The sequence below is a fragment of the Streptomyces sp. NPDC001292 genome (assembly GCF_042896465.1).
Classification (GTDB): domain Bacteria; phylum Actinomycetota; class Actinomycetes; order Streptomycetales; family Streptomycetaceae; genus Streptomyces.
In genome coordinates, this window is record NZ_JBIAXG010000004.1 from 17,533 (window position 1) to 43,915 (window position 26,383).

Annotated in this window: 24 protein-coding genes and 1 pseudogene; 13 read left to right on the forward strand and 12 right to left on the reverse strand. The window is 70.8% G+C overall.

Features of this window, described 5'->3' with window-relative positions:
- Window positions 1–63: 63 nt before the first annotated feature.
- Both pepE and ACFY4A_RS06615 read right to left on the reverse strand, forming a co-directional pair.
- Window positions 64–792: a dipeptidase PepE gene (gene pepE, locus ACFY4A_RS06610; protein ID WP_390828292.1), complete on the reverse strand. Its 729-nt coding sequence runs from the start codon at window positions 790–792 to the stop codon at window positions 64–66.
- 29 nt (window positions 793–821) lie between these two features.
- A complete protein-coding gene (locus tag ACFY4A_RS06615) occupies window positions 822–1,682 on the reverse strand; it encodes an IclR family transcriptional regulator (protein ID WP_390828293.1) in 861 nt (286 codons plus the stop codon).
- 111 nt (window positions 1,683–1,793) lie between these two features.
- Between ACFY4A_RS06615 and ACFY4A_RS06620 the strand changes: the two genes are divergently transcribed.
- From ACFY4A_RS06620 to ACFY4A_RS06630, 3 genes are read left to right on the forward strand one after another with little or no spacing between them, the layout of a single operon-like run.
- Window positions 1,794–2,747 carry a DUF1177 domain-containing protein gene (locus ACFY4A_RS06620; protein ID WP_390828294.1) on the forward strand — a complete coding sequence of 318 codons (954 nt, stop codon included), beginning with the start codon at window positions 1,794–1,796 and terminating at the stop codon, window positions 2,745–2,747.
- 2 nt (window positions 2,748–2,749) lie between these two features.
- On the forward strand, window positions 2,750–4,156 hold the full coding sequence (locus ACFY4A_RS06625; RefSeq protein WP_390828295.1) for a cytosine permease: 1,407 nt from the start codon (window positions 2,750–2,752) through the stop codon (window positions 4,154–4,156).
- A complete protein-coding gene (locus tag ACFY4A_RS06630; protein WP_390828296.1) occupies window positions 4,153–5,478 on the forward strand; it encodes a M20/M25/M40 family metallo-hydrolase in 1,326 nt (441 codons plus the stop codon). Before ACFY4A_RS06625 ends, ACFY4A_RS06630 begins: the two co-directional genes overlap by 4 nt.
- A gap of 353 nt (window positions 5,479–5,831) precedes the next feature.
- Here the strand turns inward: ACFY4A_RS06630 and ACFY4A_RS06635 are convergent, their stop codons facing one another.
- On the reverse strand, window positions 5,832–6,548 hold the full coding sequence (locus tag ACFY4A_RS06635; protein WP_390828297.1) for a TetR/AcrR family transcriptional regulator: 717 nt from the start codon (window positions 6,546–6,548) through the stop codon (window positions 5,832–5,834).
- A gap of 184 nt (window positions 6,549–6,732) precedes the next feature.
- On the opposite strand from ACFY4A_RS06635, the gene ACFY4A_RS06640 reads away from it, so the two are divergent.
- Window positions 6,733–8,328 (forward strand): CocE/NonD family hydrolase, encoded by a 1,596-nt coding sequence (locus ACFY4A_RS06640; protein WP_390828298.1) that lies wholly within the window; start codon window positions 6,733–6,735, stop codon window positions 8,326–8,328.
- 72 nt (window positions 8,329–8,400) lie between these two features.
- Here ACFY4A_RS06640 and ACFY4A_RS06645 read toward each other — a convergent pair whose 3' ends face one another.
- Both ACFY4A_RS06645 and ACFY4A_RS06650 read right to left on the reverse strand, forming a co-directional pair.
- A complete protein-coding gene (locus ACFY4A_RS06645) occupies window positions 8,401–9,843 on the reverse strand; it encodes an MFS transporter (protein WP_390828299.1) in 1,443 nt (480 codons plus the stop codon).
- Window positions 9,840–10,787: a nucleoside hydrolase gene (locus ACFY4A_RS06650; protein ID WP_390828300.1), complete on the reverse strand. Its 948-nt coding sequence runs from the start codon at window positions 10,785–10,787 to the stop codon at window positions 9,840–9,842. Before ACFY4A_RS06650 ends, ACFY4A_RS06645 begins: the two co-directional genes overlap by 4 nt.
- 331 nt (window positions 10,788–11,118) lie before the next feature.
- Here ACFY4A_RS06650 and ACFY4A_RS06655 point away from each other — a divergent pair, with 331 nt between their 5' ends.
- Together ACFY4A_RS06655 and rbsK are read left to right on the forward strand one after the other, a co-directional pair.
- Complete coding sequence (locus ACFY4A_RS06655) at window positions 11,119–12,147, forward strand: LacI family DNA-binding transcriptional regulator (RefSeq protein ID WP_390828301.1); 1,029 nt, start codon at window positions 11,119–11,121, stop codon at window positions 12,145–12,147.
- Window positions 12,144–13,037 carry a ribokinase gene (gene rbsK, locus ACFY4A_RS06660; protein ID WP_390828302.1) on the forward strand — a complete coding sequence of 298 codons (894 nt, stop codon included), beginning with the start codon at window positions 12,144–12,146 and terminating at the stop codon, window positions 13,035–13,037. Before ACFY4A_RS06655 ends, rbsK begins: the two co-directional genes overlap by 4 nt.
- Here the strand turns inward: rbsK and ACFY4A_RS06665 are convergent.
- Both ACFY4A_RS06665 and ACFY4A_RS06670 read right to left on the reverse strand, forming a co-directional pair.
- Window positions 13,027–13,236 carry a hypothetical protein gene (locus ACFY4A_RS06665; RefSeq protein WP_390828303.1) on the reverse strand — a complete coding sequence of 70 codons (210 nt, stop codon included), beginning with the start codon at window positions 13,234–13,236 and terminating at the stop codon, window positions 13,027–13,029. The genes rbsK and ACFY4A_RS06665 overlap by 11 nt on opposite strands.
- Before the next feature lie 103 nt (window positions 13,237–13,339).
- On the reverse strand, window positions 13,340–13,762 hold the full coding sequence (locus ACFY4A_RS06670; protein WP_390828304.1) for a CBS domain-containing protein: 423 nt from the start codon (window positions 13,760–13,762) through the stop codon (window positions 13,340–13,342).
- A gap of 580 nt (window positions 13,763–14,342) precedes the next feature.
- On the opposite strand from ACFY4A_RS06670, the gene ACFY4A_RS06675 reads away from it, so the two are divergent.
- The gene (locus ACFY4A_RS06675; protein WP_390828305.1) at window positions 14,343–14,555 is read left to right on the forward strand and encodes a hypothetical protein; all 213 of its coding nucleotides are present in this window, start codon (window positions 14,343–14,345) and stop codon (window positions 14,553–14,555) included.
- Between the two features lie 487 nt (window positions 14,556–15,042).
- Window positions 15,043–16,455 (forward strand): RtcB family protein, encoded by a 1,413-nt coding sequence (locus ACFY4A_RS06680; protein WP_390828306.1) that lies wholly within the window; start codon window positions 15,043–15,045, stop codon window positions 16,453–16,455.
- Window positions 16,456–16,533: 78 nt separating this feature from the next.
- Here the strand turns inward: ACFY4A_RS06680 and ACFY4A_RS06685 are convergent, their stop codons facing one another.
- The 4 genes and pseudogenes from ACFY4A_RS06685 to ACFY4A_RS06700 all read right to left on the reverse strand — a co-directional run bounded on the left by ACFY4A_RS06685 (window position 16,534) and on the right by ACFY4A_RS06700 (window position 18,296).
- Window positions 16,534–16,989 (reverse strand): archease, encoded by a 456-nt coding sequence (locus ACFY4A_RS06685; RefSeq protein WP_390828307.1) that lies wholly within the window; start codon window positions 16,987–16,989, stop codon window positions 16,534–16,536.
- Between the two features lie 44 nt (window positions 16,990–17,033).
- On the reverse strand, window positions 17,034–17,345 hold the full coding sequence (locus ACFY4A_RS06690) for a hypothetical protein (RefSeq protein ID WP_390828531.1): 312 nt from the start codon (window positions 17,343–17,345) through the stop codon (window positions 17,034–17,036).
- 4 nt (window positions 17,346–17,349) lie between these two features.
- Window positions 17,350–17,454: pseudogene (locus tag ACFY4A_RS06695) on the reverse strand (CBS domain-containing protein); the annotation flags it as partial.
- Window positions 17,455–17,870: 416 nt separating this feature from the next.
- A complete protein-coding gene (locus tag ACFY4A_RS06700; protein ID WP_390828308.1) occupies window positions 17,871–18,296 on the reverse strand; it encodes a hypothetical protein in 426 nt (141 codons plus the stop codon).
- A 411-nt stretch (window positions 18,297–18,707) separates the two neighbouring features.
- On the opposite strand from ACFY4A_RS06700, the gene ACFY4A_RS06705 reads away from it, so the two are divergent.
- Window positions 18,708–19,835 (forward strand): acyltransferase family protein, encoded by a 1,128-nt coding sequence (locus ACFY4A_RS06705; RefSeq protein WP_390828309.1) that lies wholly within the window; start codon window positions 18,708–18,710, stop codon window positions 19,833–19,835.
- Window positions 19,836–20,276: 441 nt separating this feature from the next.
- On the opposite strand, the gene ACFY4A_RS06710 is transcribed toward ACFY4A_RS06705, so the two are convergent.
- Window positions 20,277–21,575 (reverse strand): PP2C family protein-serine/threonine phosphatase, encoded by a 1,299-nt coding sequence (locus ACFY4A_RS06710; RefSeq protein ID WP_390828310.1) that lies wholly within the window; start codon window positions 21,573–21,575, stop codon window positions 20,277–20,279.
- A 425-nt stretch (window positions 21,576–22,000) separates the two neighbouring features.
- Here ACFY4A_RS06710 and ACFY4A_RS06715 point away from each other — a divergent pair, with 425 nt between their 5' ends.
- The 4 genes from ACFY4A_RS06715 to ACFY4A_RS06730 all read left to right on the forward strand — a co-directional run.
- Window positions 22,001–22,954 carry a cellulose binding domain-containing protein gene (locus ACFY4A_RS06715; protein WP_390828311.1) on the forward strand — a complete coding sequence of 318 codons (954 nt, stop codon included), beginning with the start codon at window positions 22,001–22,003 and terminating at the stop codon, window positions 22,952–22,954.
- Between the two features lie 509 nt (window positions 22,955–23,463).
- The gene (locus tag ACFY4A_RS06720; RefSeq protein WP_390828312.1) at window positions 23,464–24,210 is read left to right on the forward strand and encodes an IPT/TIG domain-containing protein; all 747 of its coding nucleotides are present in this window, start codon (window positions 23,464–23,466) and stop codon (window positions 24,208–24,210) included.
- A 146-nt stretch (window positions 24,211–24,356) separates the two neighbouring features.
- Window positions 24,357–25,379, forward strand: coding sequence for an IPT/TIG domain-containing protein (locus ACFY4A_RS06725; protein WP_390828314.1), 1,023 nt, complete (start codon window positions 24,357–24,359; stop codon window positions 25,377–25,379).
- Window positions 25,380–25,570: 191 nt separating this feature from the next.
- The coding region (locus ACFY4A_RS06730; protein ID WP_390828514.1) for an SH3 domain-containing protein at window positions 25,571–26,383 on the forward strand (813 nt) is incomplete at its 3' end.

Here is a 26,383-nt window from a genome sequence, read left to right on the forward strand (position 1 = left end):
GCGCGGGTCTCGCCCGCGCCGGGCACCCGGCCGTCCCGGTCCTTGTGCGGCCCGCTCCCGGCCCTACCGCGCCGGTGTGTCGTACTCCGGTGTGACGGCGAGCAGTTCGGACACGTCCGAGCCGACCGGCACCTCCCGCGGCGCCGTGCCGCGGCGGAAGAGACGCGCGTCGTTCTCGCCGCCGACCGCGGCGCGGTTTCCGGCCACGCGCAGCCAGGAGCCTTCGCGCAGGCCGAGCACCGGCACGTCGTTCTCCTCGAGGAATTCCGTCAGGCGCTCCTCTCGGGTCTCACCCTTGTGCGTGGAGCGCGGATCAGGGTCGAGGTAGTGCGGATTGATCTGGAACGGGACCAGTCCCAGCGCCTCGAAGGACGGGGGCTGGACGATCGGCATGTCGTTGGTGGTGCGCAGCGTGGGAGCGGCCATGTTGGTGCCCGCGCTGGCGCCCATGTAGGGCAGCCCGTCCCCGACCGCCTCGATCAGCGCGTCCCGCAGGCCCGTCCGGTACAGGGCGGTCAGCAGCCGGAAGGAGTTGCCGCCGCCGACGAACACGGCGTCCGCCTCGGCGAGCCGGCCGACCGGGTCACCGCCCTCGTGCACCCCGTGCACGTCGATGCCGGCGCCGGTGAGCGCGTCGCGCACCTTGGCGGTGTAGGCGTCGTGGTCGGCGAGCGCGTAGGGCACGAACGCGAGCCGTGCTCGGGCCGGCAGGAACGCGGTCACGGTGTCGAGGGCGTGTTCCAGGTAACCACGGCCGTACTGGGTGGAGTTGGACAGGAGCAGCAGGTTCAAGGGGTGTTCCTCACCATGGGTTCGATGCTTCAGGCCGTACGGGTGCGCGGGCGGCGGTGGTGCTGGGGCGGGTGCGTCAGCCGCTGCTCCAGTAGGCGGGCCGCCTTGCGCAGCGCGTCGAGCCGGTCCTCGGGACCGTCCGGGAAGCGCTCCCTGGCGGCCCCCAGGCTGAGGCTGCCGTAGGGCTCGGCGCCGAGGAAGACCGGCACGGCGACGGTGCCGATGCCCTCGTCGTACTCGCCGATCGTCCACGCGTACCCCTGCGCCCGCACCTGACGGAACTCGCGTTCCAGCTGGTCGGGGTCGGTGACCGTGCGCTCGGTGAACCGGGCCATGGGGCGGCCGCGGAAGAGCCGGTGGCGCTGCTCGTCGGGCAGGAACGCGTAGTACGACTTGCTGGTCGCACCCGCGTGCGCCGGGTACAGCTCGCCGACCAGAGGGTAGTACCGCAGCGGCCCCTCCTCGCCCTCGACCGCCGCCACGCACCGCATGTGGAAGCTGTCGGGCAGACAGAACAGGACCGTGTCCCCGGTCGCGGCGCGCAGTTCCTGAAGGACCGGTTCGGCGAGCAGTTCCAGCGAGCCGGAGCGCTCCCAGAGGCGGCCCAGTCGCAGGGCGGCGGGACCGATCCGGTAGCGGCGGGTCGCCGGGTCGGACACCAGGAAGCCGCGCCCGGCCAGGGTGGACAGCAGCCGCTGTGCGACCGAGGTGTCCCAGCCGAACTCGGTGGCGACCTCCGTCACCCCCCAGTCGGGCCGCGTGCGCTCGAACGCGAGCAGCACCAGCAGGGCGCGGTCGACGGTCTGCAGTGCCCCGGCCGGTGTCTTCCGGTCGACAGGGATGTCAGGCACGGCAACTCCTCTCCGAATGACGTCTGCCCGTCCGCCCATCTCGCCATTCAGACCTGAATTGCAGATAACGGGAAACAGTTGCGAAGAAGGTTAACGGATCCCGAATCTTCTGTCAGCACCGCCCCAGGTGCGGATCAGGAGAAGCTGCCCATGTTGAAGTACGTCCTGGACATCGTGGATCTGCTGGACGATCCCGATGCCGACGGCAAGCGAGTCGCCGCCTACCTCGACTCCGTGGCGGGCCCCGCCGGCTCCGGCGCTCAGGTCACCACCGTCACCGGTGAGCGGGGCTCCACGGACTTCGTCCTCGTGCGTGTGGCGGGCCGCACCGGCCGCAGCCGCGGTGGCGCCTCGCGCACCCTCGGTGTGGTCGGACGGCTCGGCGGTGTGGGTGCTCGCCCGCAGATCACCGGCCTGGTCTCGGACGCGGACGGCGCCGTCGCCGCGCTCGCCACCGCCGCCAAGCTGCTGGACATGCGGCGCCGCGGCGACGTGCTCGACGGCGACGTGATCGTGGCCACCCACATCTGCCCGAACGCGCCGACCGCACCGCACGACCCGGTGCCGTTCATGGACTCGCCGGTCGACATCGCCACCATGAACCGGCACGAGGTGACGGACGAGATGGAGGCGGTGCTCTCCATCGACACCACCAAGGGCAACCGGATCATCAACCACAAGGGCCTGGCCCTGTCGCCCACCGTCAAGGAGGGCTGGGTGCTCAAGGTCAGCGAGCAGCTGGGGGAGCTGCTGGCCGTGGTCACCGGTGAGCCGTTGGTCACGTACCCGGTGACCACGCAGGACATCACCCCCTACGGTAACGGTGTACACCACATCAATTCGATCCTTCAGCCGGCCACGGCGACGGCCGCCCCGGTCGTCGGCCTCGCGGTCACCTCGGCCGCGGCGGTGCCCGGCTGCCAGACGGGCGCGAGCCACGAGACCGACATCGCGGCCGCCGCCCGGTTCGCCGTCGAGACCGCGAAGGCCTACGGCGGCGGACGCCTGGAGTTCCACGACGACGTGGAGTTCGGCCGGCTCGTGTCCCGATACGGCTCGCTGGCGCACCTGCAGACCCTCGGCCGCGCATCCAGGGAGTCGTGATCATGGCCGCTCACAAGAACACAGCCACCGCCCCGGACACCGCCGGCCACAGAGCCCTGGGCAGCGACGACTACGCCCTCGCCCGCGTCCCGCGCGAGGAACGGCTCGGCTTCTGGACGATGCTGCTGCAGTGGCTCGCCCAGTCCGGATCGATCTCGCAGTTCACGCTCGGCGCCACGATCGGCGTCGGGATGTCCTTCGGCGACGCGTTCCTCGCCTTCACCCTCGGCGCCGTGATCCTGGAAGTCGTGATCTTCGCGATCGGCCTGGCCGGGATGCGCGAGGGCCTCGCGACCCCCCTGCTGACCCGCTGGGTCGGCTTCGGCCGCAACGGCTCGGCGCTGGTCAGCCTCGTCATCTCCATCAGCCTCGTCGGCTGGTTCGGAGTGCAGAACACGATCTTCGGCAACAGCGTCTCCGCTCTGGTCGGCGGCCCCTCGTGGCTGTGGTGCGTCGTCGCGGGCCTGGCCATCACCGTCCTGGTGGTCTTCGGCTTCCGGTACATGGCGGTCTTCGCGAAGATCGTCACCCCGCTGTTCTTCGCGATGGTCGCCTGGTCCGTCACCGACGCCCTGAGCAAGCACTCGATCTCCGACCTCATCCACTCGCCGGCCCCCGGCCCGGCCATCCCGCTGTCGGTCGCCGCGACCGCCATCGCGGGCGGCTTCATGACCGGCGCGATCGTCGCGCCCGAGATGACCCGCTACAACAAGAAGGGCGCGCACGTCTTCGTGCAGAGCGCCTCGTCCATGATCCTGTCCGAGTACATCGTCGGCATGACCGGTGTCCTCCTGGGCCACATGGTGGGCAGCAACCAGGTCTCCCAGATCGTGCTCTCCACCTCCGGCGTCTTCGGTGTGCTGGTCGTCCTGATGTCCACGGCGAAGATCAACGACTGGAACCTGTACGGCTCCTCGCTCGGCGTCGTGAACTTCTTCCAGGTCGTCTTCCGCAAGCGCCTGCGCCGCGGCGCCGTCACCATCGTCCTCGGCCTCGCCGGCACCCTCCTGTCCGCGGTGGGCATCATGACCCACTTCACCGACTTCCTGTCGGTGCTGGGCGTGGCCATCCCGCCGGTCGGCGGCATCATCGTCGCCGAGTACTGGGTGGTGCGCCGCATGCGCGGACCGCTCGACGCCACCCGCGAGACGCAGACCCTGCCCGCCACCTCACCGGTCTGGGTGCCGATGTCCCTGGTCATCTGGGCCGCGGCGTTCTGCGTCGGCAAGTTCTACGACGGTGGGATCCCCGCCCTCAACTCCCTGCTGACCGCCTTCGTCCTCTACTGCGTGCTCGGGCTCGCCAGCTGGGTCAGGACGTACGGCACCACCACCCTCGACGACGAGCCCGCCGACGGCACCGGGCGGTCCCCGGCCGTCACCGGCACGGCCCCCGTAGGAGCGTCATGACCACCACCCCCTCACTCGTCACCGCCTCCGAGGAGGCACAGCGCGAGGCGATCGAACTGTGCGCGGAGCTCATCCGCTTCGACACCTCCAACCCCACCAGCGACGAGCGGGCCTGCGCCGACCGGGTAGTCGAGCGCCTGGCCGAGGCCGGCATCACCTCGGAGCTGGTGGAGAGCGCGCCGGGCCGCGCCAACGTCGTCGCCCGCATCCCCGGCAGCGACCCGGACCGCGGGGCACTGCTCGTCCACGGCCATCTGGACGTCGTACCGGCCGACCCGGACGAGTGGCAGGTCCCGCCGTTCTCCGGCGAGATACGCGACGGCTACCTGTGGGGCCGGGGCGCCATCGACATGAAGGACACGGTGGCGGTCATGCTGGCCACCGCCCGGCAATTCGCCCGCACCGGCACCCGGCCGGCCCGCGACATCGTCCTGGCCTTCCTCGCCGACGAGGAGGCGGGCGGCCGGTACGGCGCGCACTGGCTGGTCGAGCACCGGCCCGAGCTGTTCGCCGGCGTCACCGAGGCGATCGGCGAGGGCGGCGGGTTCAGCTACGCCCTCGACGACACCCGGCGGCTGTACCCGATCGAGAACGCCCAGCGCGGCATGGCCTGGATGGAACTGACGGCCACCGGCCGCGCGGGCCACGGCTCCTCGCCCAACGACGAGAACGCGGTCACCGACCTGGCCGAGTCGCTTACCCGCATCGGCCGCCACACCTTCCCGATCCGCCTGATCGAACCGGTGCGCGCGCTGCTCGCCGAGGCCGCACGGCTCCAGGGCGTCGACATCGACTTCGACGCCGAGGACCTCGACACGGAACTCGCCAAGCTCGGTCCGGTCGCCGGCTTCATGCAGGTGGTGTTGCGCAACTCCGCCAACCCCACCATGCTCTCGGCCGGCTACCAGACGAACGTGATCCCGGGCCGGGCCGCCGCCCGCGTCGACGGCCGCTTCCTTCCCGGCCACGAGCAGGAACTCGTCGACACCATCGACGCGTTGCTCCTGCCGTCGGTCACCCGGCAGTGGGTCAACCACGACGTCGCCATGGAGACCTCCTTCGACGGCCCCCTCGTGGGCGCGATGTGCGCGGCCGTACGCGCCGAGGACCCCGGCGGCCATCCGGTGCCGTACTGCAACCCGGGCGGCACCGACGCGAAGGCCTTCACGAAGCTCGGCATCCGCTGCTTCGGATTCAAGGGCCTGAAACTGCCCCACGACCTCGACTACGGCCGCCTCTTCCACGGCGTGGACGAACGAGTCCCCCTCGAAGGCCTGCGCTTCGGCGTCCGGGTGATGACCCGCCTGTGGCAGAGCTGCTGAACCACGCGCCGTGCGGCTCGGTGAACGTCTTCTCGCCGAGCCGCGCAGGGGCAGCGCATGAGCAGTGGCCCTTGACGAGCTGCGTCAGTGCTCGTCAGCCACTCGCTCGGCGACCGAGAACTCGGCCCCGCACTCACCGCACGTCGCGCTGCCGAAGAGGTGGGTGAGAGCCACAGCGACGCGCTCGGCCCCCGCTGCGCGGGCCGCGTCGTGGAGCTGCCTCGCAGGTCCCTCCAGATCCTCGGGGAGGGCGGGGCGCAGCGGTATGCCCGGGGTGTCGCCGGGCTCGTAGTCACCGACCGCGGAGAAGTAGCCGGCCTCGCCGATCGCGATGCCGCAGGGTGCCGACGTGGTCAGTCGGTTCCGAGGCCGTCGATCAGGCGGTTGAGGAACCGGGTGAACGTGGCTTCCGGGGTGAGGGGACGCCCCGGGGCGGAGAGGGCGGCGGCGAGTTCGGGATGCCGGCCGTCCGCGGCGACGGTGGCGAGGTAGCGGGCTTCGGCCGCGGCTCGGCCGGGCGCCTGTGAGGCCGAGGCCTGGGCGATCTCGTGGGTGACGTGACCGACCACGAACGCGGTGAGCTGAGCGAAGACCTCCAGCCTCGCCGCGCCGTCCAGCCCGGTGGGCCGCAGGGCGGCGAGCGCGTGTTCTATGAAGGCCAGCGTGTGGGGGCCGGGGGTGCGGCGGGTGGACAGGGCGGCGGGCAGCCAGGGATGCCGCAGCATCAGGGCGCGCTGGAGGTGGGCGATGGCCTTGACGTCGGCGCGCCAGTCTCCGGTGGGCGCGATCGTGGTCGGCAGTTCGCCACTGACGTGGTCGACCATCAGTTCCAGCAGCGTCTGCTTGTCGGGGGCGTAGCCGTAGAGCGACATGACGCCGGCTCCGACCCGTGCGGCGACCTGGCGCATGGTGACCGCTTCGAGCCCTTCCGCATCCGCCAGGTCGACGGCTGCCGCCGTGATCGCCTCACGGCTGTAGGCGGGTCTGCGACCCCTGCGGGTCCGGGGGCGCCCCAGCCAGAGCTGTTCGGGGTCGACGCCCGTCGCGCCGGTCTCTCCGTCTCGGGACACGTACTTCGTGCTCCTTTCCTCGCACGCGACACGGCCCTTGTGGGTGTCATCATCCAAGCACCCCCTATTCTCGTACGCTGTACGGAAAAGAGGGAGGGAAATGATGGCATCACGCACACACGGTCCTGCGCCGGCGCCGGCCTGGGCACCGCCTTCCGGAAAGCCGCCACTGGTCTCACGGCTGATGAGGGCGACTTGGCGCGGGCTCCCGCACAAACGGCACGAGGCCGGGTGGGAGCCGGGGCTGGTGGTTCCGGCCGCGGACGGCAGCCCGTTGATCACCGACCACTACTTCCCGCGCGCACAGGGCGATTTCCCCACCCTCCTGGTGCGCTCGCCCTACGGCAGGGGCCTGCCCTGGTCCCCCATGTACGGCATGCTCTTCGCCGAACAGGGCTTCCACGTCGTTCTGCAGAGCTGCCGCGGCACCGGCGGTTCAGGCGGTGAGTTCGATCTGTGGCGCAACGAGGCGGGGGACGGCCGGGCCACGGTGTCCTGGCTGCGCGAGCAGCCCTGGTTCAACGGAACGCTGGGCACCGTAGGCCCCAGTTACCTGGGCTACGTGCAGTGGGCTCTCGCCCTGGAGCCGCCGCCGGAGCTGAAGGCGATGGTGGTGCAGGTCGGCCTGCACGATCCCCACGCCCTGTTCCACACGGACGGCGCACTCCGCCTGGAGAACGTCCTCGCCGTCGGCGCGGGCATGACATATCAGCACCAGGGCATGGCACCGTTTCTGAGGGCGACGCTGCGCCTGCAGCGCCGGCTGCGCGACGTCACCTTCGCGCAGCCGCTGCGCGGGGCGTACGTGTCCGCTCTCGGGGGCGAAGTACCCTGGCTGGACGACGTGATGACGCACCCGGACGCCGACGACGCGTACTGGCGCGGCGCGTCGCTGGCCGCAGCGGCGGACCGGCTGAGCGTGCCGACCGGCCTGATCACCGGATGGCACGACGCGCTGGCCGACCAGACCTTCGAACAGTACGGCCGGCTGCGCCGGGCCGGCTGCCGGACCGCCCTGCTCGTCGGCCCCTGGACCCATACCTCCGCACTGCAGCAGGGGTGGCCCGAGGTGTTCGCCGAGAGCCTCGTCTGGCTGCGCGCCCACCTGTGCGCCGATCCCGCCGGTCTGCGCCCCACCGCGGTGCGCGTGCACATCGGCGGCGAAGACGCCTGGCGCGACCTCGACGACTGGCCGATAGACCCGGCCGCCACCGCGTGGTTCCCTACCCCGGACGGGCATCTCACCCGACAGGCCCCCACGGACTGCGGACCGCTGGCGTCGTTCCGCTACGACCCGGCCGACCCCACCCCGTCCCTCGGCGGCCCGCTGCTCTCCCGCGGCGCCGGTCCTCGCGACAACAGCGGCCTGGAAGCCCGGGACGACGTCCTGACGTTCACCGGCCCGCCGCTGACCGAACCCGTGGACGTCCTCGGCCCGGTCTCCGCCCGGCTGAGCATCTCCACGAACACCGGCCACGCGGACGTCTTCACCCGCCTGTGCGACGTGGACACACAGGGCCGCTCGGTCAACGTCTGTGACGGGCTGGGCCGGACGAGGCCGGCCGGGCAGGCGCCCGCGCAGGTCACCGTGCCCATGAACGCCACCGCCCACCGCTTCGCCGCCGGTCACCGCATACGCTGGCAGATCAGCGCAGGCGCTCATCCGCGCTATGCCCGCAATCCCGGTACCGGCGAGTCTTCGGTGGACGCCACCACCTTCACACCGGTGCGCGTCACACTGCACGCGGACTCGGCACTGATGCTGGCCGACATCTCCTGACCGGCTTGAACCTTCTGCCGGCCGACGTGGCCCGGCCCCGTCGGGAGTGAACTCCTGACGGGGCCTCCGGGCTCAACGCGTTTCCGCAGCCACCGGTTTGGGGATGAGGAACGAGGTCACGACGGCGACGGCCATGATGACCGCACCCGTGATCATGGCGGTGGTGTAGTCGCCGGTCGACGCCGGGTCCGCGGGGGCGGCCGCGGTCTTGACCGCGTACAGCACCGCGAAGCTCAGACCGGCGCCGAGGTTGAACGCACCCGCGTTCAGACCGGGCAGGAACCCGGGGTTCTCACGCGGGGACAGCACGATGCCGAGCCCGTTGAGCACGATGTTCCCGATCCCGGCATAGGTGATCCCCACCAGGATGGACGCCGTCAGCAGCAGAGCGCGCGAATGGCCGTGCAGCGTGAGGATCATCAGGAGGACGGTCGCCGCGGCCCCGATGAGGCCGATGCGCAGGATCCGGCCGTATCCGAAGGTGGCGGCCAGCCGGCCCGCGATCGGACCCATGGCCAGTCCGGCCAGGGCGTAGGGCGTGAGGGTCCACCACGCGGACTGCTGTGCGGACATCCCCAGTCCGGCCCGCGCGTCCTCGGCGAACGCCGGGATCAGCCCGTTCATGACGGCGAACACGCCCGTCATGGTGAGCACCGTGGTCAGCAGGAGCGCCCACGTGGAGCGCTGCCGCAGATGGTGCGTGGCGACCAGCGGATGCCCGCTGCGGTCCTCGGTGCGCCAGAACAGCGCGAAGGCGGCCGCGGCGACGACGACGAGCAGGGCGATCAGCGGCCAGTTGGCCGCGGCGAGCTTTCCGGCCTCGTTCAGCGCGATGAGCAGCGAGCCGACCGAGACCACGAGGAGCACGACGCCGGGCCAGTCCATGCGCTCGGCGACCGGCGCCCTGGACTCGCGGCTCATCAGGGCGACCATGACCGTGGCGACCGCCGCGACGACGGCCATCGCCCAGAAGACCGACTGGAACCCGTGGTGGTCGGAGAGGTAGCCGCCCGCGAGGGAGTCGACGCCGGCGACTCCGCCGTTGAAGGCGGTGATCACGCCGAGCAGGGTGCCGTAGCGCTTGGGCTCGGTCACTTCCTCCCGCAGCATGATCAGACACAGCGGGACGACCGGGCCGGACACGCCCTGGATGACGCGCCCGGCGAACAGGACCGGGACGTTGTGCGCGAACGCGGCGACGACACATCCGACGGCCATCAGGGCCAGCATGCCGGTGAGGACCTTGCGGCGGCCGACGACATCGCCCAGCCGCGGCAGGAACAGCGAGAACAGGGCCGCGGAGGTGAAGAACGCGGTCTGGGTGAGCCCGATCTCGGCGGAGGTGGCGTGGAGGGCGCCCTCCATGCTCTTCAGCGCCGGGCTGATCATGCTGGCGTTGAGCTGGAAGGCCACGCACGCGGCGAGCAGCGCGGTCAGCAGCACACCGATCCGGACGGGGGAGCCCTGCCCCGAGCTCGGCGGTCTGTCGGTTGTGGAAACGCTGGGAACGGTCATGCCTCGACGTCACCGATCCGCTCGAGGGCGTCCACCACCAGGTTCCAGAACCGCTCGTGGTCGAGCTTCACCGCGACCTGGGTGTGGCAGTCGTCCGGGGCGGGCGCCCGGAAGTCCGCCACGGTCATGCCGAGGGTCAGGGTGCCGGTGAGCTCGATGTCCACGGGGGCCTTGCGCACCGTCATGACCTCCGGGTCGATGACGTACGCGACCGCGCAGGGGTCGTGCACGGGCGGGAACTCGAAGCCCTGGGCCTGCTCGTACATCGCGCCGAAGAAGTCCAGCAGTTCCAGGACGAACTTGGCGGGCGCGGTGCCGACCGCGGCGATCTTCTCGGTGACGGCGGGCGTCGCGAGCGCCTGGTGCGTGAGGTCGAGACCGACCATGGTGACCGGCCAGCTCTCGTTGAAGACGATGTGGGCGGCCTCGGGGTCGATCTTGATGTTGAACTCGGCGACCGCGCTCCAGTTGCCCTCGTGGTAGCCGCCGCCCATCAGGACGACCTCGCGGACGCGGGAGGCGATGCGAGGCTCCTTGCGGACCGCCATGGCGATGTTGGTCAGACCGGCGGTCGGCACGATGGTGATCTCGCCAGGCTCGTGCGACATGACCGTGTCGATGATCAGGTCGACCGCGTGGCGGCGGTCCAGCTCCAGGGTCGGCTCGGGCAGCACGGGTCCGTCGAGCCCGGACTCGCCGTGGATGTCCGGCGCCGTCTCGATGGCGCGCACCAGAGGCCTGGGGCAACCCGCGGCGAAGGGCACTCCGGTGATCCCGGCGATGCGGGCCACGGACAGGGCGTTGCGGGTCACCTTCTCCAGCGTCTGGTTCCCGACCACGGTGGTGACGGCGACGAGCTCGATCTCGGGATTGCCGTGCGCCAGAAGCATGGCGATGGCGTCGTCGTGCCCCGGGTCGCAGTCGAGGATGATCTTTCTGGCCAACGGAGAGCCCCTTTGCTCGCTTACCTTTGGTGAAACCGATCTCCGGGGACGCCCAGGGGCGGACGCGGCCGGAGGGCGCCGAGTAATCCGGCGCCTGGGGAGACGTCAGGGAAAACGTTCTCCCGAACATTCGCCCATTCCTCACCGATGTGTCAATGGCTGTTACATCTTTCTCTCACCGCTCCCTGTTCGGCGGGAGCCCGGGGCGAATGAGGCGGGTGATAACGTTCTCCGGCATCGGTGCCGGTCGGTGCTGGAGGCCCAAGTGCCGACCAGGGAACCGACCGACAGAAGGGGGCGGAGTGCGGTGACCGAGGTGACATTGCGTGACGTGGCTCGAGCGTCGGGCTGCTCCGTCGCCACGGTGTCCCGGGTGCTGGCCGGCACCCGCCCGGTGGGAGCGGAGACGGCACGCCGTGTGCGGGCCGCGGCCGCAAGCCTCGGCTACCGCCCCAACCAGGTCGCCCGCGCCCTGCGCAGCCGCTCCACCGGCACCATCGGCCTGGTGCTGCCGCAGATCACGAACCCCTTCTTCCCCTCCCTCGTACGTGAGGTGGAGCACGCCCTGCACGCCGGGGGCCGCGCCCTGCTGCTCGCCGACTGCGACGACGACCCGCGGACCGAGGCGGCCCGGATCACCGCCCTGCTGGACCGGCAGGTGGACGCGCTGCTGGTCATCCCCGTCGACGAGACGCACAGCCGCGACGCCGTCGAACTCGCAGCGGGCCGGGTGCCGCTGGTCCTGCTGGACCGCTCCTGCGGTCCCGGGATCGCCGACTCGGTGGCCGTCGACAACGCCGCCGGCATGGCCCTCGTCCTGGAGCACCTGGCCCGCACCGGGCGCCGCCGCTTCTGCTTCCTCGGCGCCGCCGGGACCGCCTCGACGGCCGTCGAGCGGCGCATGGCCTACGAGGCGGGCGTGGCCGCCCTGGACCCGCCGGCTCCCGACCGCACCGAACTCGGCGACTTCTCCGTGGAGTGGGGGCGGGCCGCGGTCGAGCGGATCTGGCCGGCCCGCCCGGACGCCGTCATCTGCGCCAACGACCTCATCGCGGTCGGAGCGGTGCAGCGCCTTGGACAACTCGGCGTCGACGTGCCCGGCGAGGTCGCCGTCACCGGCTTCGACGACATCCCCATGGCGAGCCTCGCCGAACCGAACCTGACCACGGTCCGCCAGCCGGCCGCCCAAGTGGCGGCCGAGGCGCTCCGGCTCCTCGACCAGCGGCTCGCCGGCGGGGGAGCCGAGGCGTACCGGTCCGTACGCCTCTCACCCGAACTCGTCGTACGTGCCTCCAGCGCTCCCCGCGCCGCCGCGCCCACGATCATCCCCGGCAGCAGAACCTCAGAGGAACACCAGTGATCGCAGTCGTCGGAAGCCTCAACCTCGATCTCGTCACACCCGTTCCCCGGCACCCGGTGCCGGGGGAGACCGTCCTCGGCGGGGACATCGTCGAGCACCCCGGCGGCAAGGGGGCCAACCAGGCGGTCGCCGCGGCCCGGCTCGGCGGACAGGTCGCCCTGATCGGCCGGGTCGGCGAGGACGACGCGGCCGGCGTGATGGCCGCGGCGGTGCGCGCAGAGGGCGTGGACACCGCACACCTGGCCCGCACCCCGGGGGTGCCCACCGGGCGCGCGCTGATCGCCGTCAACCCGTCGGGCGAGAACTCCATCATCGTCAGCCCCGGCGCCAACTCCCGCCTGACCGCGGCCGACTGCCGGGCCGCCGCCGACGTGCTGAACCGGGCCAAGGTCACCGTCCTCCAGCAGGAGGTCCCCGACGAGGCCAACCACGCGGCCGCCGAACTGGCCGGAGGCATCGTCGTGCACAACCCGGCCCCCGCCGTCGAGGGCGTCGTCCCGCCCCGCCACGTCGACGTGCTGGTCCCCAACCGCACCGAACTGGCCGCTCTCACCGGCACCCCGGTACCGGACACCATCGACGAGGTCGCCGCCGCCGCGGGCAAACTGAGCGGGGCGGGCGCGGTAGTCGTCACCCTCGGCGGTGACGGCTTGCTGCTCCTGGAGGGCACCGCGCGGCTGCACATCCCGGCCTTCGCGGTTCAGCCGGTCGACACCACGGCGGCCGGTGACTGCTTCTGCGGTGCGCTCGCCGTCGCCCTGGCCGAGGGCCGCACCCTGGAACAGGCCGCCCGCTGGGCCTGCGCCGCGGCGGCACTCAGCACCACCCGCCCCGGCGCCCAGCCGTCGCTGCCCCACCGCGATGAGGTGGAGGCATTCCTCAAGCGCTGAGGACCCTCGGGAATGTCACGCCGGTTGCGGGTTGCGCGTCCTCGGGGTGGTGGGTGAGGACGAACACAGGTCCCTGCCACGCGCCGTAGATGCCGCTGACGTCGGGGTGGACGTCGAATCCGTCCCCGCCGCCGAGCACGGCGCCCGTCGTCTTCGCGTACTCCTCGATCAGTCCGGGCCGGGACGGGATCCCCGTCATCCAGTCCATCGCATGGTTCGGCCCGGCCACGAACCCGTCCAGCGACGTCCCCCCTCCTGCCGCCGCCGGCGCGATGGCAAGGGACGGCGGCGCGACACTCGGATCAGCGCGCGTACACCCGCTGGACGAACTCGGCGAGCTGGTCGTCGGTGAGGTGACGGGCCATGTCCGCCTCGCTGATCATGCCGATCATGCGTTTGTTCTCGATCACCGGGAGGCGCTTGATCCGGTGGCTCTCCATCTCCCGCAGGACGTCGGAGATGTCGGAGCCGGCGTCGATCCAGCGCGGCGTGCCCTCGCACAGGTCACCGCAGGTCACCCGCGCGGGGTCGTGGCCCGCGGCGACGCATTTGACCACGATGTCGCGGTCGGTGACGATGCCGCACATCCGGTCGCCGTTGGCCGGATCGCTGACCGGCAGCGCACCGACCTCGTGGTCCCGCATCATCTGCGCTGCGCGGTCCAGTGTCTCGGTGAGGGGAATCCACTGGGCGCCAGGGGTCATGATGTCCTTGGCAGTCGTCATCGCTCGCCTCTCCACGGTGTGCCGGGTTCCTGGACCGGGCGCCTCTTCAGAATCGGCCACGGCCACCTCCAGCTTCCCGTCGTCCCTGCTGTCCGGCGCTCTCACCTACGCCATCCGGGCGTGCGGCCTGGCTGCCGACGGAGACGTTGAAGAGCCTGTACGCAGCGTCAGTGCCATCGGCGCGAGGTCACTTCCTGACACCGCCCGGCGCGCGTGCCGCGAAGCCGTCGCACGGCTGCCCGCTCTGGGCGCGGCCCTCCCACCTGCCGTGCGACGGCCGATCTGCCAGCACAGCGAGGTGTGGACACGAAGATGCCGCTGCCCCACGTCACGGGCGCAGAGCAAATCGGCTCATGCGGACCGGTAGGCGTGAAGTGCTGCGGCGACGGTCAGTCGATCCGGTCCCGAGGCCGGCGGCCCGGCCCGACGGTTGGCAGGTAGGTGCACGAAGATCGCGGCGGTGTAGGCACGGGGAGACGGTGGATCTAAGGTGGTCGTGAGGGACTCTGTTCGGTCATCGAGTGGGCCGGTTTGCGACGCTTCGTCGCCTCTGCTGTTCCAGCCCGTCTGCGAGGGCGCCATGCGAGTCGAACTGATCCAACGGGCCGCCAACGTGCTCTTCGGCGTGCCGGACGAGATGCACCAGGAGATCATCACGCTCATCGACGCGGTCAGCAAGGACGCGAAAACCCAGGCCCCGGACGTGGCCGCGGCGTTCGGCGAGTGGTGCTGGCTCGTCTACACGGTCCACGGCGACGTGATCGAAGTGCTGGACGTCGGCTGCGCCCGGTGAGGCCAGGATCCGTCTTCCCACGAGTTCTGCTGCTCTACGTCTCCGGGCCCCTGCGGCTCCCGGAGCCACTCGGAACCGCTGTGGGGCGCGGTGCCGTCCGACCTGCCCGTCCTCACACCTCGCATGCGCGAGACGAGCCGGGTGCCGCGGTCCTGGTGGCCATTCGGACGCACGTGTCGTGCGGCATACGGTCGGGTACCCGGCGACCGCGGACGAGGACGCCGCCGACCGGCACCGGCCCCGGTGACGCGCACCGAAGGAGGTGCGGCGATGCCGGTAAAGTTGAGCAGGCCCACCTGCCCGGCGCCCTCCACTTCGGGCTCCGCGATCTGGACGCGGAGGCACCGCCATCGTCATCGACCCGCTCGCCGAGGGCGGCCGACCTGATGCGTGACGAGGCCTACGACGTAGGAGACGGACGACGAGGTGGTCGCCACACTGCACGGGCAGTGATCCCCGGGCGCGCCGGGTTCGCGCGGAGGTCGCCATGGAGTTGGTCGAGGAACGTCCCTTCCGCTACCGCATCGAGCCACACGGTGGCATGCGGGTTCCCGGGGTCGTGTTCGCGTCCGGGGAACTGCTCGCGGACGCCGAGCAGTCGCTGGAGCAGGTCGTGCACGTGGCCTCGCTTCCCGGCATCGTCGTCGCCTCGTACGCCATGCCGGACATCCACTGGGGGTACGGCTTCCCCATCGGCGGGGTCGCGGCCACCGACGTGGACGCCGGCGGGGTCGTCTCGCCGGGCGGTGTCGGCTTCGACATCTCCTGCGGGGTGCGGCTGCTGGCCGCCGACTGCGACCGTGAGGAGATCCGACCCGCGCTGCCGGCCGTCATGGACGGCCTGGACCGGGCGATCCCGCGCGGGGCCGGGCCTGGGGGCGTGTGGCACCTCCGTGACCCGCGAGAGCTGGAGCGGCTGCTGGCCGGCGGCTCCCGCTACGCCGTGGAACAAGGTCATGGAGAGGAACGCGACCTGCTGCGCTGCGAGGACGCTGGCGCGGTCGCCGACGCGGACGTGACCCAGGTCGGGCAGCGGGCCCGGGAGCGGGGCCTCGCCCAGGTGGGCAGCCTTGGCTCCGCCAACCACTTCCTCGAGGTGCAGCAGGTCGCCGAGGTGTACGACGGCCCGGCGGCGGCCGCCTTCGGGATCGGTCCCGGCCAGGTGTGCGTGATGATCCACTGCGGGTCGCGCGGGCTGGGACACCAGATCTGCACCGACCACGTGCGGCTCATGGACCGGGCCATGACCCGCTACGGCATCACCGTGCCCGACCGGCAGCTGGCCTGCACTCCGGTGGCCTCGCCCGAGGGACAGGCCTATCTCGGTGCCATGGCCGCGGCCGCCAACTACGGCCGGGCGAATCGGCAGTTGCTGTCCGACGCGGCGCGCGGCGTGTTCCGGTACGCCGCGGGTGCCAGGCTGTCGCTGGTATACGACGTCTCCCACAACCTCGCCAAAATCGAGACCCACACTGTGGACGGTGAACAGCGGCGGCTGTGCGTGCACCGCAAGGGCGCCACCCGCTCCTTCCCGCCCGGGCATCCCGAACTGCCCGAAGACATACGTGAGTTTGGGCAGCCAGTGCTGATCCCCGGCACCCTCGGCACGGCGTCGTACGTGCTGGCCGGCGTGTCCGGGGGCGATGCCTTCCACTCCACCTGCCACGGTGCCGGCCGCACCATGAGCCGCCATCAGGCTGCACGCTCCATCACCGGCAGCCAGCTGCGGGCGCGGCTGCGCCGGGCAGGCATCGCCGCGCGTCCGAAGTCCTGGCGCGGCCTGACGGAGGAGACGCCGGAGGCGTACAAGGACGTCGACGCCGTGGTGGCGGCGAGCGAGGGCGCGGGGCTGTGCCGGAAGGTGGCTCGGCTGGTTCCGCTCGGGGTGGTGAAGGGATGAGTCCGGGGCTCTCCGGCCTTTGGGGGCGGTGACCTTCATTGTCTTCAGCGACTCCGGTACCTCTGGGGCATTCGGCGGTCACACGTCCACGATCACCGTGCAGGACCATCCGTACGCGTCCGGGCCGATGTGCAACTCCTGCCAGGAGACACCCTTGGGAGCAGCGCCGGTGACGGTTACGTCCGTGAGATCGGCGAGCGACAGGCGTACCTCCAGCCCGCCGTCGGAGGGCTCCGCTTCCACGTCGACCGGGACACGGCCCGTCACCTCCAACCGGAAGACCACCTCGTCCAACAGCGCGACCAGCAGGTCCTCGTCGCCACCGGGGGCGAGACGGACCCGTTCCACGGCGCTGGGGTGTGCCTCCGACACGTCGGCAAAGGCCTCCACCATGGCGCGCACGGCCTCCGCGAGGCAGTGTTCACGGGTGGTGCCCCAGGCCCGCAGGCGGGTGTCGGCGGTGTGCGGCATCGCGCAGTGGCCGTTCTCGCCCTGACGCCGTGCTCGTAGTTCGTCGCCGATGTCACCGACCATGGCCGCCGTGCTCCATTCTCCGCCTCCTCGCCCGGGTTCGGTCGTCACTCTCTGGGCTCAGCGGCGCTGATGTCGGCGAGTGCGGAGTCCGGGGCGCGTTCGACGGCCGGGTCGCCCGGACCGAGGGCGCCGACCAGTCGGCCGCCGTCCACCGCGGGAAGCCGCCGCACCGCGTGTTCGGGGATCAGCCGGACCGCCCGGTCGAGCGGGTCCTGCGAGGAGCAGGTGACCCAGATCGTGGCCGCACACCTCGTCGACCGGATCGGTGGCGGGATCGCGATGCTCGGCGACGGCGCGTACCACCAGGTCACGATCGGTGACCAGGCCGAGAACGCGGCCCGACTCGGCGACGACATCACCGATGTGCCGTTCCCGCATCGGCCGCCGCGCCACCTCGGTGAGGGGTGTCCGCTCCGTCACCGTCACCGGGTCCGTCGTCATGATCTCTGCGAGGTGCTGGGCCATGGCCACCTCCGTGCGCCATCCTGGGCGTGCCCGGACCTGTGTGTCCAAGCAGCATCGGACGGTGCCCGAGTACCCGGCGCACGGCGGCAGCTTCCACGCGCGCAGCGGCCTCTGCCGGCCCGGCTGTGCTGCCGCCGTCGGGCGCCGACGGGCCAGGTCTGTTCCTCGGCGGTCGGTGCGGGCAGAGGGTGCATCGAGGTGACGCCATGCGTGTGGTCGAGGTGGTGGAAGGCGTCGTAACAGGGGGCCAGGACGGTTGGCGCGTAGTTGGTCACGCGCTCGTACGACGGCCGGTGCACACGCCGATCGCACGGTGGCGTGCACAGTCGGGCACGGGAAACGACCGCTCCGATGCCGAGCGGTCTGCTCACGCGTCGTGCACGGAGGAACCAGGGGTGTCGGCGAGCTGCAGGACGTCACGAGGCAGAGTCCTCCTCAGGTACCGGGAGCGGCTGTCGGCACGGCGTGGACGTGTCGAGCCTCGGAGCGGCCCGGACGAGCGACCGAGCCGTGGTTCTGGCCTCTGCGCGCGTCGGCACGGAGACGGCGAGGAGCTGGAAGGACGCGGACGACCGGAGCTCGACGCACACGACGGGTTCGCCGGGCCGTATGACTACGAAGTCCACCCCGGCGTGGTGGCGGCGCGTGCCAATGTACCGGGCGCCGGGAACCGAGACGCCGCGCAGTGGGACTCCGCGCAGGGCGCGCCACCAGTCGGGTTCGACCGTCACCCGGCGGACCGCCGTCAGCGGCACCCGCACGTCGCCGTGGCGCGAGGCTGCCCGCTCGCGCAACGTCACGTGCACGACCACGTCATCACCATCGGCCAGCATCCATGCCATGACTCGGCTCCTCTCCCCATCCTCGTTCGGAAGGCAGCCGGATGTCCCGCTCAGATCTCCGGCCGTCATGGGGCTGACTCGTCCGCGGACCAGGCGGCTGCGTCCTGTGACCAAGGGTGAGATGTCGCTCCTGTATGCGGTTTGTGTCACCCCCGCGGCCCCGTATCTCATCGGAGACATCGGGTAGGCCCCTCTGTGGGCCAGGGCGGTGCCGGCACTCGCCCCCGCAGCGGAATGAGTACAAACTCGGCGAAATCGTCATCCGCCCGTCGGGCACGTGATCCGGATTCCAGGGCCCTTTCGGTTAAGGACGACTCTGGAACGGGAGATATGACCCAGACGGATCGCAGGGCATCGGCCGGTGTGGCCACGCGACCGAGGAACGAGGGGGCGGTCACAGAGGAAGTGCTGGTGCCGCAGGCGCCGCCTGCGGCACGGCTGATCGTCGCCGGGAAGGGCACCGGAAGAGACCGGCTCGCCGCGTTGGACGGGCTGCGGTTCCTGGCGGCGCTGTCGGTGGTGCTCTTCCACTTCGTCGGCCAGACCCCCGGGGCGATGAAGGTCATCTGGGGACGCCCGTACCAGAGCGTCTTCCCGGAGCTGCACAGTTATTTCGCCTTCGGGCGGCTCGGAGTCGACCTGTTCTTCCTGATCAGCGGCTTTGTCATCTGCATGAGCGCGTGGGGACGCACACCGCGTGACTTCTTCATCTCCCGCGTCACCCGCCTGTACCCGATGTACTGGATCGCGATCGTGGTGTCGGCCTGCGTCATCTACCTCGCCGACACGCCCTTCGGACACCCCCACCCGCGAGTCCTGCTCGCGAACTTCACGATGCTGCAGACCCCGCTCGGTGTGTCCAACCTGGACCCGGTCTACTGGACCCTCTGGCCGGAGCTCTGCTTCTACCTGACGTTCGCGGTCGTGGTGTGGAAGGGCCTCAGCTACCAGCGCGTGGTGATCTTCTGCGGGTTGTGGACGGTGGCCGCCGTACTCGCGCCCGCCGCCCACATCCCGCTGCTCACGCTCGTGGTGAACCCGACGTCGGCCCCGTACTTCATCGCGGGCATGGCGTTCTACCTCATGTACCGGTACCGGCCCACACCTCTGCTGTGGGGAATCGTCGCCATGTCATGGCTGCTGGCGCTGCACTTCCTGCTGGCACCCACCGGTGGCCGCAACAACTGGGAGACCTGGTCGCCGTGGCGCGGCTGGCTGGTTCTGGCGGTCACCGTCTTCTTCCTGATGATCGGCGCCATCGCGCTCGGCTGGACCCGCCGGCTCCGCTGGCGCGGGCTGACCGTCATGGGCACGATGACCTTCCCGCTGTACCTGTTGCACGACACGCTCGGAATGACCGTCGCACACCACTTCGGCGACCGGGTCGACCCCTTGCTCCTGGTCGGCGTCACGGTCGCCGCCCTGGTCGTACTGTCCTATCTCGTGCACCGGTTCGTGGAGCGCCCGATGGTGCTGACCATGCGGCGTTCGCTGAAGAGCGCCGCGTTCGGCCCGCAGCCGCCGACACGGCGCCGTTGAGCGGGGTTGAGGCAGGACTCGGCGACATCTGCCGTCCGCCCGGGGCGCCCGCGCTCGCGCCGCTCACTCCTTGCTGCGGCCCCGCGCGTCCGGTGGCATGACGGTGTGCGTCTGCGGAGCAGATCCTTCTTGCCCCGGGCCGCGTGCAACCACGAATTGGGATCATGCCGATGTGGTGACTTGAAGAAGTTTTCACATCATGGGCGCACGTCGGCCCGGGGCACGGAAAGGGCTAGACCTCACTCGCCACGGTGCCTCCCCTTGATCGCCGGCTGAGTCCGGACGGCGCCGGCCGTCCGGTGATCGCACCGTAGGCGCGCGTCCCGGGCGTTCGAGTGGAGGTCTTCAACACTGTCGTGCATTGCTCGAAGAATGTCGTATGCGAACACTTCGACGACTCCAACTGACCTTTCGCTTCTCTGTGCCAAAGCCGCCCGGAGGTCAGGGGACACGGAGGGCCAGGACGGCGATGTCGTCGTGCTGGTCGTCACTCAACCGGGTGAGCAGTTCGTCCCGGAAGACCGCCAGCGGTTCACGGGCCAGCCCGGCCGCGTGCTGGCGCAGCCGGGTGAGGCCGCGGCCGATGTCCTCACCGGGGCGTTCGATGAGGCCGTCGGTGTAGAAGAGCAGAGTGCCTCCGGAAGGCAGGGTGACCGCCGCGGTCTCGCGCTTGAGCGCGGGGTCGACTCCCAGGACGGGGGCGTGCCCGTCCTCCAGCAGGAGAGTGCGGCCGTCGGGCTGGGCGAGCAACGGCGGAAGGTGTCCGGCGTTGCTCAGCAGCAGCCGCCACGGTCCGTCGGCGGGTGTCTCGATCCGGGCGATGACGGCTGTGACGAGTTCAATGCTGGTCAGGCCCTGCATGACCCGGTCCAGGCGGTTCATCACTCCGGCCGGGTCGTCCCCGCTGTCGTAGGCGAGCGCGCGCAGCATGTTGCGCAGCTGCCCCATGCGGACGGCGGCCGCCAGGTCGTGGCCGACCACGTCCCCGATCGCGAGGATCACCGAGCCGTCGGGGAGCGGGAAGGCGTCGTACCAGTCGCCCCCGACCTCGGCCCGCTCGCGGGCGGCCACGTAGCGGGTGGCGAGCTGGAGGTGCCCGAGCCCGCTCAGATCGGGCAGGAGGGAGAGCTGGAGCTGCTCCGCGGTGTGCTGTTGCAGCGCGTACAGGCGCGCGTTGTCCAGCGCGAGGCCCGCGCGATGTCCCAGGTCGGCGGCGAGCGCCTGCTCCTGCTCGTCGAAGGGAACGGCCGGGGCACGGCGTACGAAGGTGAGCGCCCCGAGGGCCTCTCGCCGCACGCCCATGGGCACGATCAACGCGGTCTCGGCGCCCAGCATGCGGTAAAGGGCCCACTGGGCGGAGCGCAGGGAGTCGTGCGGATCGGGCATGGCGAAGTCGGTGACCACCATGGGGCCCGCGCCGCGCAGCACCTTCGCCAAAGCGGCAGCCGAGTCGTCCGGCCCGGGCAGGAGCCCGCCGGGCAGTACCCGCAGCACCCGCTCCGCGTCCCGGTCCGTGACGGTGAGACGACGCAGCCCGGCCCCCTCGACCAAGTCGACGACGCAGGCGTCGGCCAGATGCGGAACCACCACCCGGGCCAGGCGGCGCAGCGCCTCCTCCGCGTCGAGGCCCGAGGCCAGTGCGCGGCTCGCCTCGGCGAGCAGACGCAGACGGACCGCAGCGACCTCCGGCGTGGACCCCGCCTTCGGTTCCGTCGACGGTGGGGACTTCCGCTTCATCATGTTCCTTCCTTGTGCACCTGTTGTGACACTCTGTCATTCTTCGCCGGGGGTGCTGCACCGTCCGGTGCGGTGAAGGCTCGTGAGAGGTTTCGTCGTAGGTGTACGGTGATTGTGGGCCGCCGCGGACCTGCTGGCCGCCGCGAGCCTGATCACTCCCTCGCTCACCGCACAGGCGGGCGCCGCCGACGGACACGTCGCCGCCGCGCAGGCGCAACCCGGCGGCGAAGACGACGGCGCGGACCGCGTGGTCCCAACCCGGGCTCCCCGACGGCCGGTTCCATGCTTCCGGATCCCCTCAAGAGGCTGAACGGTACGCGCATCTCGGCGAAATCCGACTGGCGGTGCCGCCGGGCGGAGATCAGCCGGCTGGCGCAGAGGTCCGTCTGCGGCCAGAAGCCCGCGAGACCTGCCGGCGTCACGGCACGGTGTCGGCGAGCGAGAGTGGCGCCCAGCCTCTGAGCAGCGGCTACTCGGAGCAGCCCTGGCTGGGCGACGCGTTCGGCTCCTGCACGGGCAACCCGAACTCCCTTCCGGTGGCCACCCACGAAATCCTGGGGACGGTCGCGCGGCGCGGACTGTTCGTCATGGAGAACCCGTACGTCGACTGGCTGGCCGCCAGGTCGGGGAGCGTGGCGGCGGGGCCGGCCGGGCCCTGCCTGACCGACGGCGGAGGCGGCAACGGAGGCGACCAGGGCGGCGGTACGGGGGGTGACCCGGGCGGCGGTGGCGCGAACGGCACCTGCACCGCCGCGTACCGCAACGTCAACAGCTGGCCCGGCGGCTTCCAGGGTGAAGTGCCGGTCCGCAACAACGGCACCAGCACGCTCAACGGCTGGACCGTCGGCATGACCCTGGCCTCCGGTCAGTCCATCAGCAGCCTCTGGGACCGAGTGAACACCGGGACCAGTGGATCCGTCACGGTACGCAACAGCCGTACGACGGCACCCTCGTGGCCGACGGCACCGCCACCTTCGGCTTCACCGCCACGGGCAACTCCACCCCCGCACCCGGAAACATCACCTGCAAGAGTTCCTGATCCCTCTGCTCATCCGGAATCCACGCATTCGGAATCCACGCATACCACCGGGTCAGCCGGTACCTGGACGGCACCGGCTGACCCGATCCAAATCCCTCTGCGGGGGTGCCCATCGTGGCAAGCCGGCACCCACGCACCTCCTCCGAAGAGAAGCCGCACGCGGAGTGACTGCCACGTCCCCCGGAGAGGATGGGCGGCCCACCGGTTGGATATTCACATCCAAGCCGCCGGGGCGGCGCACCGGCAAGGGGTTTCCGAGTGCGTCACTCCAACAGGGGAGCGTGACGGTTTCACCCCCTCTCGTCGTACCGCCTACTGGGATTCCCTAGGTCGTGCGCCCTGACGGCGTCTTGTCTTGTGAGACAAGCGAGTTGCTCACGGGCGCTCGGCGCGGTGGCCGGCAGCACTCGGTCGGGTGGCGCTGACTCACCCCCGTGCGAGGTGTGGCCCTCGAAGCCGGCCACGGAGGGATTACTCCATACGGGTGATAGCGGTGAAGGGCCTCTTGTCACCCGATCGGACGTGTGGGTCACTGAGAGTGCGACACCGGCGGGCTGCCCATCCCCGTGCCAGAGGGACGTTGAGACAGGCAGCTGTTGCCGGTTTTCTCCATGCCCAGGGAGACGACGCAGCCTGCTGTGCGTCCGGCCGTGCGTGCCGGGGCGAGAGTCGATTCGTTCCCTCCGGGCCCAGTAGCACTCCTGAGCCGTGTTCTTCCACGCCTGAAGCAGCCCGAAAAGCCGGCGGTGCTCGTATGCCGACGGCGGTCCCGCTTCTCGGCGGCGGCGCGGACGGTGACGGGCCATTCCGCTGGTTCCTCGCATGTCCCCACCAGAGACGAAGGAGTGTCCCATGCCCATCTCTCCGAATCAGGGTTCCACCGGCGGAGGCACGCTGGTGACCATCACCGGAACCAACCTCTCCAACACCAGCGCGGTGACGTTCGGCACCAAGCCCGCCACGAGCGTCACCAACGTCTCACCGACCCAGGTCACCGCGGTCTCCCCCTCGGGGGCGGGCACGGTCGGGGTCACCGTGACGACCCCGGGCGGGACGAGCAACCCGGTGTCGTTCTTCTACGTCGGCGCCCCGTTCAAGTCATCCCTGGGCACCAGTTCCGGGCCGCTGGCCGGCGGCAACACCATCACCATCAACGGCACCGGTCTGTCGACCGCGACCAGCGTGTCCTTCGGCGGGAACACCGCCGTCCCGACGGTGAACTCCGACAGCTCCCTCAGCGTCGTCGTGCCGGCGGGCGCGGCGGCCGGGCCGGTGGCGGTGACGGTGACGACCGCGGGTGGCAGCAACAACGGCCTCTCCTACACCTACGTCGACGCCCCCACGATCACGACCGTCAACCCGACCTCGGGTCCGGCCTCCGGCGGAACGGCGGTGACCATCACGGGCACCAACCTCGACACCACCAGCTCGGTCACCTTCGCCGGCACCGCAGCGCCGTTCTCCGTCATCAACGCCACCACCTTGTCGGCGGTCACCCCGCCCGGCACGGTCGGCGCCGTCGATGTCGTGGTCACCAACCCTGCCGGGTCCGCCACCGACGTCGGCGGTTTCACCTACGTCGCCGGCCCCGGGATCTGATCCAGCAGCCCCGTACCGGGGATGCACACCGCACCCGTCCGAACGCAGTCCCCTCCTCCGCTCGGACGGGTGTCCCCCCACTGGCCGTCGTGGTCCGAACCGGTCTGACACAGATCCGCCGCAGTGTTGCGTGAAGGAGTACAGCCATGGCCGCCCCCACCGTCTCCTCGATCAGTCCCAACCAGGGGCCGTCCGCCGGCGGGACCACCGTCACCGTGACCGGAACAGGCTTCACCAGTGCGACAGCCGTCCAGTTCGGCGGCAGAGCCGCCACCTCGTTCACCGTGCTCAGCAGCACACAGCTCACCGCGGTGCCTCCGTCCGGCACCGGTACGGTCAACGTGACCGTCACCACCAGCCAGGGCACCAGCACCCAGACCGTCACGTACACCTACGTCGCCGCCCCCACCGTATCCGGATTGACACCTAGTCAGGGACCAGTCTCCGGCGGCACTACGGTGACGCTGACGGGTACCAACCTGTCGGGGGCGACGGTGGTGCTCTTCGACGGAATCGCGGCGACGTCGTTCACCGTCCTCTCCGCCACCAGGATCATCGCGGTGACCCCCGCTCACGCGGCCGGTGCCGCGGCGGTCACGGTGACCACGCCCGGCGGCACCAGCAACCCCGACGACCCCAGCGCGTACTTCTACTACGCCCCGGTGCCGTCGCTGACCGACATCGCGCCCCCCTCCGGACCCTCGGCCGGCGGCGCCGCGGCGACCCTGACCGGCACCGGACTTCTCAATGCGACGGCGGTGCGCTTCGACGCGGCGGCGGCATCGTTCACCGTCGTCTCCGCCACTCAGATCAGCGTGGTGACTCCTGTTCACGCGGCCGGTGCCGCGGCGGTCACGGTGACCACCCCTGGCGGCACCAGCAACCCTCTCAGCTACGTCTACCTCGACGCCCCCACCCTCACCTCCGTGACCCCCGACCAGGGACCGACGTACGCGGGGGCCGTCGTCACGCTGACCGGCACCAACCTCACCACCACGACAGGCGTGGAGTTCGGCGGCGTCCCCGCGTCGTTCACCGTGCTCTCCCCGACCAGCATCACGGCTGTCGCGCCCGCGGGCGCCGCCGGAGCGGTCACCATCACGGTGACCACACTCGCCGGCGTCAGCAACGGGCTCACCTACACCCGGATCGCGGGTCCCGCGATCTGACCCGCGAGTCCGTCCGACTCCGGTGCAATCCGACCGTAGGCCAACTCGCTCTGCAACCAGTCCGGTTGAAAAAAGCTTACTGTCTCATGGGATTTTGTTCGTGTCATAGCGGGGTTATGGGCTGAATATGCGCTTTTCTCTTCACGTCTCCCTTCATCGCAGGCGAAGAGCGAAAGGCGTGGTGTTTTTTGATGCGAAGGCTTACCTTTCTGTCGCTGGCCCTGGGAGCGGTGAGCCTAGGCCTGGCATGTGAGCTGCAAGGGCCGGTGGCGGCAGCGGCTCCGGGGCTGACGGACACGGCGCGCTCAGGGATCGCTGCCACACACGAACGGAACGTGTTCGGGGCGGCGATTCCCGGGACCGTCACGGCCAGGACGAGCTTGAGCATCCGCGCCCAACCGACGTCCAGGTCAGCCGAGTTGGGGAGGTATCCCAGCGGCGCGCGGATCAGCGTCTGGTGCCAGACGGTGGGCGAGAGCGTCGACGGAAACCCGATCTGGTACCGGCTCGCGACCCGCTCGGGCTGGGTGGCTGCCCGCTACGTCAGGGTCTCGAGCACCGTTCCGTCGTGCGGGCAACCCGGGCCCCAAGGCCCGCAGGGCGCAACGGGGGCGACCGGACCTCAGGGCGCTACGGGCGCTACGGGTGCGACCGGCCCGCAGGGTACGACGGGTGCGACCGGCCCGCAGGGTACGACGGGTGCGACCGGCCCGCAGGGTACGACGGGTGCGACCGGCCCGCAGGGTACGACGGGTGCGACGGGTGCCACCGGCCCGCAGGGTGACACGGGTGCGATCGGGCCCGCCGGGCCCCAGGGCGTGACGGGTGCCACCGGGGCTCAGGGCGACACGGGGCCTATGGGGCCGCAGGGCGTGGCGGGTGCCCTCGGCCCCCAGGGTGCCACCGGATCGCAGGGTGCCACGGGTGCAACCGGCCCTCAGGGCGACACCGGTGCCACCGGGGCTCAGGGTGCCAACGGGCCGCAGGGCGCCACCGGTGCTTTG

What these genes read in the sequence shown, in the direction of transcription:
- ACFY4A_RS06615 (WP_390828293.1), bottom strand. Translation starts at nt 1,682, where the DNA reads ATGGGCGGACGGGCAGACGTCATTCGGAGAGGAGTTGCCGTGCCTGAC.
- ACFY4A_RS06620 (WP_390828294.1), top strand. Translation starts at nt 1,794, where the DNA reads ATGTTGAAGTACGTCCTGGACATCGTGGATCTGCTGGACGATCCCGAT.
- ACFY4A_RS06625 (WP_390828295.1), top strand. Translation starts at nt 2,750, where the DNA reads ATGGCCGCTCACAAGAACACAGCCACCGCCCCGGACACCGCCGGCCAC.
- ACFY4A_RS06630 (WP_390828296.1), top strand. Translation starts at nt 4,153, where the DNA reads ATGACCACCACCCCCTCACTCGTCACCGCCTCCGAGGAGGCACAGCGC.
- ACFY4A_RS06640 (WP_390828298.1), top strand. Translation starts at nt 6,733, where the DNA reads ATGAGGGCGACTTGGCGCGGGCTCCCGCACAAACGGCACGAGGCCGGG.
- ACFY4A_RS06645 (WP_390828299.1), bottom strand. Translation starts at nt 9,843, where the DNA reads ATGACCGTTCCCAGCGTTTCCACAACCGACAGACCGCCGAGCTCGGGG.
- ACFY4A_RS06665 (WP_390828303.1), bottom strand. Translation starts at nt 13,236, where the DNA reads ATGACGGGGATCCCGTCCCGGCCCGGACTGATCGAGGAGTACGCGAAG.
- ACFY4A_RS06670 (WP_390828304.1), bottom strand. Translation starts at nt 13,762, where the DNA reads ATGACGACTGCCAAGGACATCATGACCCCTGGCGCCCAGTGGATTCCC.
- ACFY4A_RS06675 (WP_390828305.1), top strand. Translation starts at nt 14,343, where the DNA reads ATGCGAGTCGAACTGATCCAACGGGCCGCCAACGTGCTCTTCGGCGTG.
- ACFY4A_RS06680 (WP_390828306.1), top strand. Translation starts at nt 15,043, where the DNA reads ATGGAGTTGGTCGAGGAACGTCCCTTCCGCTACCGCATCGAGCCACAC.
- ACFY4A_RS06685 (WP_390828307.1), bottom strand. Translation starts at nt 16,989, where the DNA reads ATGGTCGGTGACATCGGCGACGAACTACGAGCACGGCGTCAGGGCGAG.
- ACFY4A_RS06690 (WP_390828531.1), bottom strand. Translation starts at nt 17,345, where the DNA reads ATGTCGTCGCCGAGTCGGGCCGCGTTCTCGGCCTGGTCACCGATCGTG.
- ACFY4A_RS06700 (WP_390828308.1), bottom strand. Translation starts at nt 18,296, where the DNA reads ATGGCATGGATGCTGGCCGATGGTGATGACGTGGTCGTGCACGTGACG.
- ACFY4A_RS06710 (WP_390828310.1), bottom strand. Translation starts at nt 21,575, where the DNA reads ATGATGAAGCGGAAGTCCCCACCGTCGACGGAACCGAAGGCGGGGTCC.
- ACFY4A_RS06720 (WP_390828312.1), top strand. Translation starts at nt 23,464, where the DNA reads ATGCCCATCTCTCCGAATCAGGGTTCCACCGGCGGAGGCACGCTGGTG.
- ACFY4A_RS06725 (WP_390828314.1), top strand. Translation starts at nt 24,357, where the DNA reads ATGGCCGCCCCCACCGTCTCCTCGATCAGTCCCAACCAGGGGCCGTCC.